Source organism: Vibrio sp. JPW-9-11-11, assembly GCF_013369335.1.
Lineage (GTDB): Bacteria > Pseudomonadota > Gammaproteobacteria > Enterobacterales > Vibrionaceae > Vibrio.
In genome coordinates this window covers 12,884-25,355 of record NZ_SZQJ01000004.1, presented here as the reverse complement: position 1 = coordinate 25,355, position 12,472 = coordinate 12,884, and the positions used below count along the sequence as shown (strand labels likewise).

Genomic DNA, 12,472 nt, shown 5'->3' with positions numbered 1-12,472 from the left:
TCCCCACAGTTTGCATTTTCAAAATCGATGATACGCTGGTAGTAAAGTGAGGAGAAAATGCAGTGATGAGATTGAAAGTTCAGGTTGAAAAAATCAATGCTGAAAGCGTCGAAGTCGCGTGGTTCACGGGGTTGAACAATCACGGTATCGTTACGGTTCAAATTGCTCAAAGTGAGTTCCAGTGCGCTGTAGCAGAGTTAACGGCGGCTAGGTTCTTACTACTCGACAAACAGGTATTCGGGCGCGTACCAAACAGCGGTAAAGGTCTCGCACTCAGCCTAACCAAAGAAACCATTTTAGCGGCCAAGAATGAAGTTCTCAAAGCAGCCGCACTGTTTCTGTCCAACCGTCTATCCGGTATCAAACTTTATTCTGACGAAATTGTTGATATCACTCATTCAGAAACAAAAGACATTATTACACCTTATGCTTCACCCTATCCGACGTTTGAGGTTGCAAAGCTTGGCACCATCGCCATCAGTAACCATGCAATGCAACGCTATCAACAAAGACACAAGCAAGGTGATATTCGTAATCCGTGGCACAGCTTACAGAAGCAACTCTCCCATCCAAATCTAGAAAGACTGGCTTTGTCATCAAGAACACGTTTCCAAAAGCTACTCCGTTACGGAAGCGAGCAACATGAAATTTGGGCCAACCCTACAGGCAATCTTTACTTTCAAATTGCATCCTTAGCGGAGCACAAATTGGTTGTGACGGTTTTTTCTCAGGTAACGCATGCTTTCGATGAAATTCATGCTTAGGAAAGCTAAGCTAAATAGAGATAGAAGATACTTACAGGAGGTGAATATGGAACTTTGGATTTGGCTGGGAGGTTTATTACTGACAGTCGCCGCAGTCGGTGGGGTATTTTGGTATTCAGGACGACAGCGATAGCTTTATGACTGGTCGATCTTATCGAGCTCCTGCCTGATCTGCTCAATAAGCGCCTGCTTTTTAGTTTCACTGAGCTTTTCAATCAAACATGCCAGTTCCGCTGAGCTGTCGGAATCTGAAAAGAAAAATGCAACAGGCACACCAAGCTCCTGAGCAAGCTTTTGTAGCGTACCGATATCGGGCATATGACGCCCTTTTTCATAATGATTCATACGGCCACTCGCTGAACTTGGGTCCATACCCAAACGGATACCAAGCTCCCTCTGGCTGATACCAACGCGATTTCTTGCCTGTTTAAGGCGCTGTGGAAATGGATTTGTTTTAGACAAGTGAGAATCATCATCAACCTACGATGCTTAGATTTTCTAAGTTTTAATTATACCTGTATACTTAGGAAAACTAAGCACAAAATGGAGACTAAGATGAAAACACTAAAAAAGTTCGCACTATTTTGCGTTTTTTGTCTTGGTGCGTTAGTGACTGTATATCAGAGCTGGGGAGTGATGTTGATGGCCATCCCAAGCGTTATTTGGCTACATAAGCCTTTGGTTGTTATCCACACAAATAAGTACATCGCGTTGTTATTTTGGTTTGTACTCTTTTATATAAACTGGCTATTCGCCACTGCCGCCGCCCTCACCTATTTCTTTGTTCATGTCTGGCATTTGCACCAACAGAACATTCCGCTCAATGACTCGTCTTGCTCCAAGCGAACGCCTCGCCTCATCAACCCAAGCACTGGTTTGTTGATGAAGAACAGGCACTTTGATATCGCAGGTAATGCTTATGGCTGGAAGAATGATTGATCTGAGTAGGTGATGATCACACTCGTCCCTACAGGAAAGGATCGTAAATACAAAATGATCCACGATCCATAGCAAAAGCCCCCGAACAATAACTGATGAGTTTAATGATCAAAAGATATCTCCTGCTTATCCACAATGAGTCAACTTGGTGATCAACCGATAAATAACTGCAAAATCAGATTGTTTTGAAAAGGAAATTCCTCATGAAACCGAAGGCTAGGTTCACTCAGTTATCGTTACTAATTTTTCTCACTGGATGTGCCTCTACATCAACGCCTATCCAATATGACAACAGCCACAGCCCTGCTCATAACATTGCTCATGCAGGTGGGCTCTACCAAACAGAAGACAAAGTCATTCCAATGAGAGACTTTGAAGCATTTAAGCTCGCGAAAGCTGCCGCAGGAAATACATTGTTGTTCACGTCTTCAGTAGGTGTGGGACTTGAGTTAAGTGAAGGACTGGGCCTTGGTTTGCTAACGTCATTACTGGAGCAGCCTGATGCCGCTTCGCGAAACAGCATTATTGCTTGGATGCCTATACAAGAAGCGACATCCACTCGAGACGCACAGCAAAAGTTGCTCTACCACTTCAACGCAGCCATCGAAACCGTGCTTCAAGAACAATCTATTCACTATGAGCGCACGAATGGCAATTCAGAACAAAAGATAGAGTTCTACTTCCATAGTGCAGACTACCAATGTCCAAAATACCAAGCTGGTATGACAAACCAGAACCTATGCTACATCACCGCTGAAGTTTTCGAACCGAGAAGAACGATGTCACCGTCTTTCGTCAACGATGGACAGGAAAGTTATGCATTTGAATCCAACCATCACGTCTACTACCAGAGGTTTAGAGTTTCGCCAGGCAAGAATAGTGACATCCCTTCTGATGCACTTTATGCTGCTATTAGTAGTAAGTTGCCCGATTGGATCTTCATCTATATAGCAAAAGGCAACATTCACTTTGGTAAACAGACGATCACCGCACCTTACCTGCTAGAGAGTGGAAAACCACTCTTGTTTATCGTTGCTGAGGAGAAAGAAGGTGAAAGCTGATCCTGTTTCCCACCATTCCCACTTTTCCCATCCTGATCTATGATGGAAGTCATCTTGGGAAGTAAGAATTTGACCATAAATTGCAATTTGGTCCCCAATCGGTCCCCAAGACGTCGCGCGAGGCCAGCTATTATGGGAAACTTCACTTTCTGTATTGGCAAATAATTATCCACCAGCGCGGCGTTACGTCGCGCTTTTCATATCATAAAAGGAAACGCTATGATCCACATTATTACTGGCAGTACACTCGGAGGCGCTGAATACGTTGGCGACCACTTAAGTGATCTTCTGGTAGACAAGGGCTTTGAAACTCACATTCATAACCAGCCCAATTTGGCGGATATCGACAACAATGGCACTTGGTTAATCATCACCTCCACCCATGGTGCTGGCGAGTACCCTGATAACATTCAACCTTTTATTACTCAACTACAAAGCACTCCGCCACGTATGAGCAACGTTCGCTTTGCGGTAATTGCGATTGGTGATTCGAGCTACGACACTTTTTGCGCAGCAGGCCAGCACGCTTATGCGCTACTGGAGGACATTGGTGCCACCCCAATCACCGACTGTTTGACCATTGATGTCTTGTCTCATGATGTACCCGAAGATGCCGCTCAAGAGTGGTTACTTGAACATATTGAACAGTTTTAGCACCACTGATGTGGTCAGTTGACTGGCCACATCACCTCTTTTTCCCCTCATGTGAATAAGTTTCCAACTCTCCCTTCTGTTCGCTTGCTGAATTTTCAATCAATTGAACTGTGGATAAAGCATCATTTATCCGGTGGTTAACCTATAGTTATCCCTATAACAACTAAGACCTCTTTGATCCCCTGTGAATAACTACCGTTTTTGATCCCAGTTAATCCTCGTCATGATCAAGGTAAGATCACATGATATGATCCAAATAAGATCCATGATCTTGTTGATCATTTTCTAGTTATCCACAGAAATGCTCGATCCTAATAGTAGATCTAATAAAAGATCATATATATAGATCTTATATATATAAGCGAGTCAGCTCTTTAAATGAAAAGCGTCAAAAGCATTTTCTCTCTCTGGGAAAGAGGGTAGAATAACGCTCTTTTTCTCAATCCAACTCTGTTTTGAATACCTGAGGTCGGTTCATGCTTTATCACGAAAACTTTGACGTCATCGTTGTCGGTGGCGGTCACGCAGGAACGGAAGCCGCACTCGCATCTGCTCGTACAGGGCAAAAAACACTTCTACTGACTCACAACATCGATACTTTGGGTCAAATGTCCTGCAACCCAGCTATTGGCGGTATTGGTAAGGGACATTTAGTCAAAGAAGTGGATGCTATGGGTGGGTTAATGGCACAGGCCATCGATCATGCCGGTATTCAATTCCGTACCCTAAACGCATCAAAAGGACCAGCGGTTCGAGCCACTCGAGCACAAGCTGACCGTGCACTGTACAAAGCTTATGTCCGACATGCGTTAGAGAACACCCCTAACCTGACTCTGTTCCAACAATCGGTCGACGATTTGATCGTTGAGAACGAGCGTGCTGTAGGTGTCGTTACTCAAATGGGATTGCGTTTTCATGCCAAAGCGGTGGTACTGACCGTAGGCACTTTTCTTGGTGGTAAGATCCACATTGGGATGGAAAGCTCTTCAGGAGGACGCGCAGGGGATCCACCATCGATCGCACTTGCAGATCGTCTACGTGAGTTGCCATTTCGAGTTGATCGTCTAAAAACGGGAACACCGCCACGTATCGATGCTCGCAGCGTCGACTTTACTCATCTTGAAGTCCAGCATGGCGACGATCCTGCTCCGGTATTTTCATTCATGGGCAAACGAGAGCAACATCCACGTCAGATCCCGTGTTATATCACTCACACAAATGAACAGACTCACGATGTCATCCGAGATAATCTAGATCGTAGCCCAATGTATGCCGGTGTGATTGAAGGTATTGGTCCGCGCTATTGTCCGTCAATTGAAGACAAAGTGATGCGCTTTGCGGATAAAAATAGCCACCAGATCTTTATCGAGCCTGAGGGTTTGAATACACACGAACTTTACCCGAATGGTATTTCCACTAGCTTACCATTTGATGTTCAAGTGCAAATCGTTCGTTCAATGAAAGGGTTCGAGAACGCGCATATTGTCCGTCCAGGTTATGCGATAGAGTACGACTTCTTCGACCCTCGTGATCTCAAACAGACTTACGAGACCAAATTTATTCATGGTTTGTTCTTTGCCGGACAGATCAATGGTACGACGGGATATGAAGAGGCTGCAGCACAAGGTTTGATGGCTGGTCTTAACGCCAGTTTGCACAGCCAAGGCAAAGAAGGCTGGAGTCCTCGTCGTGACCAAGCTTACATGGGCGTACTTATCGATGACTTGTCAACTATGGGGACCAAAGAACCCTACCGTATGTTCACATCTCGTGCCGAGTACCGTTTACTGCTGCGAGAAGACAATGCAGATTTGCGTTTAACCGAGCAAGCGCGTGAACTGGGTTTGATTGACGATCAACGTTGGGCGCGCTTTAACCAAAAAATGGACAACATGGAAAAAGAGCGTCAGCGCCTAAAAGAGATTTGGATGAATCCTAAATCGGCCGGGATTGAAGCTCTAAACCAACTACTGAAAACTCCGATGGCACGCGAAGCCAGCGGTGAAGATCTGCTACGTCGCCCTGAGATCACTTATGCACAGTTGACGGAACTCGACGCCTTTGCCCCTGCGCTAGAAGATCAACAGGCGGCTGAACAAGTCGAGATCCAAGTCAAGTACGAAGGCTACATTAAGCGTCAGCAAGACGAAATTGAGAAGTCTCTACGTCATGAACACACTAAACTGCCTGCTGATCTCGACTATAGCCAAGTGAAAGGTTTATCGAATGAAGTCGTGGCTAAGTTGACGGAAGCGAAGCCCGAAAGCTTGGGTATCGCGTCACGAATTTCGGGTATTACGCCGGCTGCGATTTCGATTTTGTTAGTGCATTTGAAGAAACATGGCCTACTGAAAAAAGGTGAGGAAGCTTAATGTCTGAGCTACGTAGTCAACTTGACGCTCTTATCGCTCAAACTGATTTATCGGTTTCTGAGAAGCAACGTGACCAGTTAGTGGGTTACGTCGAAATGCTGCATAAATGGAACAAGGCCTACAACCTGACTTCGGTTCGCGATCCACAGGATATGCTGATCAAACATATTTTGGACAGTATCGTTGTTAGCGCTCACTTAGACGGTGAGCGCTTTATTGATGTGGGGACTGGCCCTGGGTTGCCAGGTATTCCGTTGTCAATCATGCATCCTAATAAGCAGTTTGTGTTGCTCGATAGTTTGGGCAAACGCATCCGCTTCATTAAACAGGTTCTGCATGAACTCAAAATTGAAAATGTGACTCCGGTCCAAAGCCGAGTGGAAGAGTATCAACCTGAAGACAAGTTTGATGGTGTACTAAGTCGCGCCTTTGCCTCCATGACCGATATGGTCGAGTGGTGTCACCATTTACCGAAGTCGTCTAGTGGCCGCTTTTTGGCGCTAAAGGGACAATTACCACAGAGTGAGATTGAACAATTGCCTCAATGGTGTAGTGTGACCGACATCAAAGCTTTGAATGTTCCTCAATTGGAAGGTGAGCGTCATCTAGTAATCTTATCGCGCAAGGAATAAAAGCGAGGTTCATTGTGGGAAAAATCGTAGCGATCGCCAACCAGAAAGGCGGGGTTGGTAAGACAACAACTTGTATCAACTTGGCTGCCTCTATGGCTGCGACCAAGCGTAAGGTCTTGGTGATTGATTTAGACCCACAAGGCAATGCCACTATGGCAAGTGGCGTCGATAAGTATCAAGTTGATGCCACGGCATACGAACTTTTAGTCGAAGATGTGGCTTTTGATGATGTCGTTTGTCGTACCACATCGGGGAATTATGACCTGATTGCCGCAAACGGTGATGTGACGGCGGCGGAAATTAAGCTGATGGAAGTGTTTGCCCGCGAAGTGCGCCTCAAACACGCGTTGGCTTCAGTTCGTGATAACTATGATTTCATCTTTATCGATTGTCCTCCATCTCTAAACCTTCTTACAATCAACGCTATGGCCGCAGCCGATTCGGTGTTGGTTCCAATGCAGTGTGAGTATTTCGCACTTGAAGGTTTAACCGCGTTGATGGATACGATCAGTAAGCTTGCTGCTGTTGTTAACGAAAATCTAAAAATCGAAGGGTTGTTACGTACTATGTACGACCCTCGCAACAGACTGTCTAACGAAGTTTCTGATCAATTGAAAAAACACTTTGGCAACAAGGTGTATCGCACCGTTATTCCTCGTAATGTTCGATTGGCCGAAGCGCCTAGTCACGGTAAGCCGGCGATGTATTACGACAAGTACTCAGCGGGCGCAAAAGCGTATCTTGCTCTCGCGGGTGAGATGCTTCGCCGCGAAGAAGTCCCTGCATAACGATAACCAAAGGAATCCCGTCTCATGTCTAAACGTGGTTTAGGTAAAGGGCTCGATGCTCTGCTCTCGACTAGTTCGTTAGCGCGTGAAAAACAACATACTGCGCTCCAGAGTCAACAGCTATCTTCTGAAGGTGAGCTGACTGATCTAAACATCAATAGCCTTAAGTCAGGGGTTTATCAACCACGTAAAGATATGTCTCCAGAGGCTTTGGAGGAGTTAGCCGCTTCCATTGAATCCCAAGGCATTATTCAGCCGATCGTGGTTCGCCAGGTCGAACACGACAAGTTTGAAATTATCGCTGGTGAACGACGTTGGCGTGCGGCGCGCAAAGCAGGCTTAAAGCAAGTCCCTTGCGTGATCAAAAATGTTGAAGATCGCGCGGCGATCGCGATGGCGTTGATCGAAAATATCCAGCGTGAAGATCTGAATGTGATCGAAGAAGCGGTAGCGTTGGATCGTTTACAAGAAGAGTTCAGCTTAACTCATCAACAGGTGGCGGATGTGATTGGTAAATCGCGCGCCGCAGTGAGTAACCTACTGCGTCTCAATCAACTCGAGGGGGACGTAAAAGGTTTGGTGTCTACCAGCCAGCTCGATATGGGCCATGCACGAGCGCTTCTGGCACTAGAAGGTGAGCAGCAAGTTGAGGTTGCTCGACAGGTCGCTAAGAAGCATTTAACAGTGCGTCAGACGGAACAGTTGGTTAAAAAGTGTTTACAACCCGCTGTTGAAGAAAAAAATGTGCCTCAAGATGCAGAGATACAAGAATTGTCACACAAATTGAGTGCAATGCTAGGGGGGAAAGTTGCTATTGTTCGTAACCCTAGCGGAAAGTCTAAAGTGACGATTAGTCTTGATGAGCCTCACAAATTAGAGCAACTAATTGCAAAGCTCGAGAGCTAAATGAGATAATTGATCTCAATCAATTATGTAAAAAAACAATTTTTGTGCGAAAGTTGTCGGTTTGTAAACAAAATTGTAACTTTTTGCGGGCTTTTAATTGCATTAAGGCACTCTGACCGTATAATTTTTGCCAATTTCCCAGCCCAGAGGTAGTAAAGCTGTGGATTTTACTCGAGGTACGAATACATGGTAGCTGCGTTAGCTAGACCAGGACGAGAGCTTGCTAAGCGCTTGTTGTTGATCGAAATCGGCGCGGTTACGTTAGTGGCAGCAGGAATGGCGATTGCTGTAAATACTGAATGGGGAGTTTCAGCGCTAATTGGTGGTGGCATTTTTGTTATCGCTAATGCTGTATTTGCCTTGTGTGCTTTTCTCTTTGTAGGAGCTCGAGCTGCCAAAATGGTAGCGGCATTCTTCTACACGGGTGAAGCGCTTAAGATTCTCATCACAGTGGCACTCTTTTCCGTTGCTTACATGTATATGCAGGTGGAACTCGTTCCCCTGAAACTAACCTATTTGCTGGTACTTGGGATTAACATCTTTGCGCCAGCGCTATTCATTAACAACAAAAAATAGGATGAGTTATGGCTGCGCCAGGTGAAGCGCTAACAGCTTCCGGTTACATCACTCACCACCTTACTCACCTTTCAACTTATAAGTTGGGGTTAGTGGCGGAAGAGACGAGTTTCTGGAACATACACATCGATAGCCTGTTGTTTTCTTGGATCACTGGTTTGATATTCCTAGGAGTATTTTACAAAGTAGCTAAGAAATCGACAGTAGGTGTGCCGGGTAAGCTTCAATGTTTTGTTGAAATGATCGTAGAATTTGTCGCGGAAAACGTCAAAGATACGTTCCATGGACGCAACCCGTTGATAGCCCCTCTCGCACTGACTATCTTTTGTTGGGTATTTATAATGAACTTGATGGACCTTGTGCCTATCGATTTCTTACCATACCCAGCAGAGCATTGGCTAGGTATTCCTTATCTTAAGATAGTACCTTCTGCTGATGCTAACATCACCATGGGAATGGCAATAGGCGTATTCGCTCTGATGATTTTCTACAGCATCAAAGTGAAAGGTCTAGGTGGTTTCGCCAAAGAACTTGCTTTACATCCATTTAATCACTGGACCATGATCCCGTTCAACCTACTGATTGAAGTGGTATCGCTACTGGCGAAACCTCTGTCACTTGGTATGCGTCTATTCGGTAACATGTTCGCCGGTGAGGTTGTATTCATTCTTTGTGCGGCAATGCTACCATGGTTCCTTCAATGGATGGGTTCACTTCCGTGGGCGATTTTCCATATTCTGGTAATCACGATTCAGGCCTTCGTGTTTATGATGCTAACGATTGTTTATATGTCAATGGCACACGAAGACAGCGATCACTAATTTTTTAAACTCTTATTAGTCAAAAAGTATATTTGGAGATAGTAATGGAAACTGTATTGAGCTTTTCAGCAATCGCAGTAGCAATCATCGTTGGTCTATGTGCAGTAGGTACTGCAATCGGCTTCGCAGTACTAGGTGGTAAGTTCCTAGAAGGTGCTGCACGTCAACCAGAAATGGCGCCTATGCTACAAGTTAAGATGTTCATCATCGCGGGTCTACTGGATGCGGTTCCAATGATCGGTATCGTAATCGCTCTACTATTTACTTTCGCAAACCCATTCGTTGGTCAACTAGCTGGTTAATCTTTGCTTTTCATAGACAAACATCGGTTTGTCATTGATTAACACTAAGTCCAATAAAGAGGGGTAGCTGTTGTGAATATGAACGCAACTCTGCTAGGTCAAGCAATCTCGTTCGCAATGTTTGTGTGGTTCTGCATGAAGTATGTATGGCCGCCGATCATGAACGCAATCGAAGAGCGTCAGAAGAAAATCGCTGACGGCCTTCAAGCGGCGGAACGAGCTGAGAAAGACTTGAATCTAGCTCAAGCTAATGCTTCTTCTCAAATGAAAGAAGCAAAGCGCACAGCAACTGAGATCATCGAGCAAGCAAACAAGCGTAAAGCTCAAATTCTAGATGAAGCCCGTGAGGAAGCGCAATCTGAGCGTCAAAAAATCCTTACTCAAGCTGAAGCGGAACTAGAAGCTGAACGCAACCGTGCGCGCGATGAACTGCGCAAACAAGTTGCAACTCTGGCTTTAGCTGGTGCTGAGAAAATCCTTGAGCGTAGTATCGATAAAGATGCGCACAAAGATCTTCTCGACAACATTACTGCAAAACTTTAAGTCTGGGGGCGCACATGGCTGATATGACTACTATCGCACGCCCCTATGCTAAAGCAGCATTTGACTTTGCTGTTGAAAGAAACCAACTCGACCAATGGGGTCTGATGTTGTCTTTCGCAGCGGAAGTTGCCAATAACGAACAAATCCATGAGCTTTTAACAAGCTCAACATCTGCCGATAAACTGGCAGAGGTATTTGTTGCGGTATGTGGCGAACAAGTTGATGAGTTTGGTCAAAACCTGATTAAGGTGATGGCTGAGAATGGCCGACTACAGGCCCTTCCTGATGTATGTGCTGAGTTCTTGCTACTTAAGCAAGAGCACGAGAAAGAAATCACCGTTGAAGTGACTTCAGCGACAGAGCTTTCTGACCAGCAAAAAGCAGACATCAGCAGCAAACTTGAAACGCGTCTTGAACGCAAAGTCCAGCTGAATTGCAGCGTAGATGAGGCCCTACTTGGTGGGGTTATTATTAGAGCCGGAGACTTAGTCATCGATAACTCAGCACGTGGCCAACTAGGCCGCCTGAGCGATGCATTGCAGTCTTAATGGGGATTGGAGCATGCAACTTAATTCCACGGAAATTAGCGATCTAATCAAACAGCGTATCGAATCTTTCGAAGTTGTTAGTGAAGCTCGCAATGAAGGTACTATCGTATCGGTAAGCGATGGTATCATTCGCATTCACGGCCTAGCGGACGTGATGCAAGGTGAAATGATTGAATTACCGGGTGGCCGTTATGCACTAGCACTTAACCTTGAGCGTGACTCGGTTGGTGCGGTTGTAATGGGCCCATATGCTGACCTTAAGGAAGGCATGAAAGTAACAGGTACTGGTCGTATTCTTGAAGTGCCAGTTGGTCCAGAATTGCTAGGTCGCGTAGTAAACACGCTAGGTGAGCCTATCGATGGTAAAGGTCCAATCGAAGCGAAACTGTCTTCGCCTGTTGAAGTGATTGCACCAGGTGTAATCGACCGTAAATCGGTTGACCAACCTGTACAAACTGGTTACAAGTCAGTTGACTCAATGATCCCAATCGGTCGTGGTCAACGTGAGCTTGTTATCGGTGACCGTCAAACTGGTAAAACAGCGATGGCGATCGATGCAATCATCAACCAGAAAAACTCTGGTATTTTCTCAATCTACGTAGCTATCGGTCAGAAAGCATCGACTATCGCTAACGTAGTTCGCAAACTAGAAGAGCACGGCGCGCTAGCAAACACTATCGTTGTTGTTGCATCAGCTTCTGAATCTGCTGCGCTACAATACCTAGCGCCATATGCAGGTTGTGCGATGGGTGAATACTTCCGCGATCGCGGTGAAGATGCACTGATTGTTTATGATGATCTATCTAAACAAGCGGTCGCTTACCGTCAGATCTCTCTACTACTAAAACGCCCACCAGGTCGTGAAGCATTCCCGGGTGACGTTTTCTACCTCCACTCACGTCTACTAGAGCGTGCAGCTCGTGTAAGCGAAGAGTACGTAGAAAAGTTCACTAACGGTGAAGTGAAAGGTAAGACAGGTTCTCTAACTGCACTACCTATCATCGAAACTCAAGCTGGTGACGTTTCAGCATTCGTACCGACAAACGTAATCTCGATTACCGACGGTCAGATCTTCCTACAGACTGAACTATTCAACGCGGGTGTACGCCCAGCGGTTGACCCTGGTATCTCAGTATCTCGTGTTGGTGGTTCTGCACAGACGAAAATCATCAAGAAGCTATCGGGCGGTATCCGTACTGCACTAGCTCAGTACCGTGAACTAGCGGCATTCGCACAGTTCTCTTCTGACCTTGATGAAGCGACAAAGAAACAGCTAGACCACGGTCAAAAAGTAACAGAACTGATGAAGCAGAAGCAGTACGCTCCTATGTCTGTATTTGACCAAGCGCTAGTTATCTTTGCGGCAGAGCGCGGCTACTTGGCAGATGTTGAACTGAACAAACTGCTAGATTTTGAAGCGGCTCTACTATCGTTCGCTCGCGGTCAATACGCTGAATTTGCAGCTGAGATCGACAAGACGGGTGCATACAACGATGAAGTTGAAGCACAGCTTAAGAAGCTGACTGACGACTTCGTAGCAACCCAAACTTGGTAATAGGTCGGTGG

15 protein-coding genes are annotated in these 12,472 nt (G+C 45.7%); 14 read left to right on the top strand and 1 reads right to left on the bottom strand.

Annotation, left to right across the window (positions count from 1 at the left end):
• Nucleotides 1-65 precede the first annotated feature (65 nt).
• Nucleotides 66-764, top strand: coding sequence for a hypothetical protein (locus FCU94_RS02710; RefSeq protein WP_176287593.1), 699 nt, complete (start codon nt 66-68; stop codon nt 762-764).
• Nucleotides 765-899: 135 nt separating this feature from the next.
• Here the strand turns inward: FCU94_RS02710 and FCU94_RS02705 are convergent, their stop codons facing one another.
• Nucleotides 900-1,226: a helix-turn-helix domain-containing protein gene (locus tag FCU94_RS02705; RefSeq protein WP_080609421.1), complete on the bottom strand. Its 327-nt coding sequence runs from the start codon at nt 1,224-1,226 to the stop codon at nt 900-902.
• A 93-nt stretch (nt 1,227-1,319) separates the two neighbouring features.
• Between FCU94_RS02705 and FCU94_RS02700 the strand changes: the two genes are divergently transcribed.
• The 13 genes from FCU94_RS02700 to atpA all read left to right on the top strand — a co-directional run bounded on the left by FCU94_RS02700 (nt 1,320) and on the right by atpA (nt 12,461).
• Nucleotides 1,320-1,703, top strand: coding sequence for a hypothetical protein (locus FCU94_RS02700; RefSeq protein WP_114730665.1), 384 nt, complete (start codon nt 1,320-1,322; stop codon nt 1,701-1,703).
• Between the two features lie 203 nt (nt 1,704-1,906).
• Complete coding sequence (locus FCU94_RS02695; RefSeq protein WP_176287021.1) at nt 1,907-2,764, top strand: hypothetical protein; 858 nt, start codon at nt 1,907-1,909, stop codon at nt 2,762-2,764.
• 219 nt (nt 2,765-2,983) lie between these two features.
• Nucleotides 2,984-3,418, top strand: a complete 435-nt coding sequence (gene mioC, locus FCU94_RS02690; RefSeq protein WP_176287020.1) for an FMN-binding protein MioC — start codon at nt 2,984-2,986, stop codon at nt 3,416-3,418.
• Between the two features lie 476 nt (nt 3,419-3,894).
• Nucleotides 3,895-5,790 (top strand): tRNA uridine-5-carboxymethylaminomethyl(34) synthesis enzyme MnmG, encoded by a 1,896-nt coding sequence (gene mnmG, locus FCU94_RS02685; protein ID WP_176287019.1) that lies wholly within the window; start codon nt 3,895-3,897, stop codon nt 5,788-5,790.
• Nucleotides 5,790-6,422: a 16S rRNA (guanine(527)-N(7))-methyltransferase RsmG gene (gene rsmG / locus FCU94_RS02680; RefSeq protein WP_176287018.1), complete on the top strand. Its 633-nt coding sequence runs from the start codon at nt 5,790-5,792 to the stop codon at nt 6,420-6,422. The genes mnmG and rsmG overlap by 1 nt, the downstream gene beginning before the upstream one ends.
• Nucleotides 6,423-6,436: 14 nt before the next feature.
• Complete coding sequence (locus tag FCU94_RS02675) at nt 6,437-7,210, top strand: ParA family protein (protein WP_176287017.1); 774 nt, start codon at nt 6,437-6,439, stop codon at nt 7,208-7,210.
• A 24-nt stretch (nt 7,211-7,234) separates the two neighbouring features.
• Nucleotides 7,235-8,116, top strand: coding sequence for a ParB/RepB/Spo0J family partition protein (locus tag FCU94_RS02670; RefSeq protein ID WP_176287016.1), 882 nt, complete (start codon nt 7,235-7,237; stop codon nt 8,114-8,116).
• A gap of 186 nt (nt 8,117-8,302) precedes the next feature.
• Nucleotides 8,303-8,692 carry a F0F1 ATP synthase subunit I gene (locus tag FCU94_RS02665; protein ID WP_176287015.1) on the top strand — a complete coding sequence of 130 codons (390 nt, stop codon included), beginning with the start codon at nt 8,303-8,305 and terminating at the stop codon, nt 8,690-8,692.
• An 8-nt stretch (nt 8,693-8,700) separates the two neighbouring features.
• Nucleotides 8,701-9,513 carry a F0F1 ATP synthase subunit A gene (gene atpB, locus FCU94_RS02660; protein ID WP_176287014.1) on the top strand — a complete coding sequence of 271 codons (813 nt, stop codon included), beginning with the start codon at nt 8,701-8,703 and terminating at the stop codon, nt 9,511-9,513.
• A gap of 44 nt (nt 9,514-9,557) precedes the next feature.
• On the top strand, nt 9,558-9,815 hold the full coding sequence (atpE, locus tag FCU94_RS02655; protein WP_000450922.1) for a F0F1 ATP synthase subunit C: 258 nt from the start codon (nt 9,558-9,560) through the stop codon (nt 9,813-9,815).
• 72 nt (nt 9,816-9,887) lie between these two features.
• Nucleotides 9,888-10,358, top strand: coding sequence for a F0F1 ATP synthase subunit B (atpF, locus tag FCU94_RS02650; protein ID WP_176287013.1), 471 nt, complete (start codon nt 9,888-9,890; stop codon nt 10,356-10,358).
• A gap of 14 nt (nt 10,359-10,372) precedes the next feature.
• Nucleotides 10,373-10,906 (top strand): F0F1 ATP synthase subunit delta, encoded by a 534-nt coding sequence (gene atpH, locus FCU94_RS02645; RefSeq protein WP_176287012.1) that lies wholly within the window; start codon nt 10,373-10,375, stop codon nt 10,904-10,906.
• A gap of 13 nt (nt 10,907-10,919) precedes the next feature.
• Complete coding sequence (atpA, locus tag FCU94_RS02640) at nt 10,920-12,461, top strand: F0F1 ATP synthase subunit alpha (RefSeq protein WP_176287011.1); 1,542 nt, start codon at nt 10,920-10,922, stop codon at nt 12,459-12,461.
• Nucleotides 12,462-12,472: the final 11 nt, after the last annotated feature.

What these genes read in the sequence shown, in the direction of transcription:
- FCU94_RS02710 (WP_176287593.1), top strand. Translation starts at nt 66, where the DNA reads ATGAGATTGAAAGTTCAGGTTGAAAAAATCAATGCTGAAAGCGTCGAA.
- FCU94_RS02700 (WP_114730665.1), top strand. Translation starts at nt 1,320, where the DNA reads ATGAAAACACTAAAAAAGTTCGCACTATTTTGCGTTTTTTGTCTTGGT.
- FCU94_RS02695 (WP_176287021.1), top strand. Translation starts at nt 1,907, where the DNA reads ATGAAACCGAAGGCTAGGTTCACTCAGTTATCGTTACTAATTTTTCTC.
- mioC (WP_176287020.1), top strand. Translation starts at nt 2,984, where the DNA reads ATGATCCACATTATTACTGGCAGTACACTCGGAGGCGCTGAATACGTT.
- mnmG (WP_176287019.1), top strand. Translation starts at nt 3,895, where the DNA reads ATGCTTTATCACGAAAACTTTGACGTCATCGTTGTCGGTGGCGGTCAC.
- rsmG (WP_176287018.1), top strand. Translation starts at nt 5,790, where the DNA reads ATGTCTGAGCTACGTAGTCAACTTGACGCTCTTATCGCTCAAACTGAT.
- FCU94_RS02670 (WP_176287016.1), top strand. Translation starts at nt 7,235, where the DNA reads ATGTCTAAACGTGGTTTAGGTAAAGGGCTCGATGCTCTGCTCTCGACT.
- FCU94_RS02665 (WP_176287015.1), top strand. Translation starts at nt 8,303, where the DNA reads ATGGTAGCTGCGTTAGCTAGACCAGGACGAGAGCTTGCTAAGCGCTTG.
- atpB (WP_176287014.1), top strand. Translation starts at nt 8,701, where the DNA reads ATGGCTGCGCCAGGTGAAGCGCTAACAGCTTCCGGTTACATCACTCAC.
- atpE (WP_000450922.1), top strand. Translation starts at nt 9,558, where the DNA reads ATGGAAACTGTATTGAGCTTTTCAGCAATCGCAGTAGCAATCATCGTT.
- atpH (WP_176287012.1), top strand. Translation starts at nt 10,373, where the DNA reads ATGGCTGATATGACTACTATCGCACGCCCCTATGCTAAAGCAGCATTT.
- atpA (WP_176287011.1), top strand. Translation starts at nt 10,920, where the DNA reads ATGCAACTTAATTCCACGGAAATTAGCGATCTAATCAAACAGCGTATC.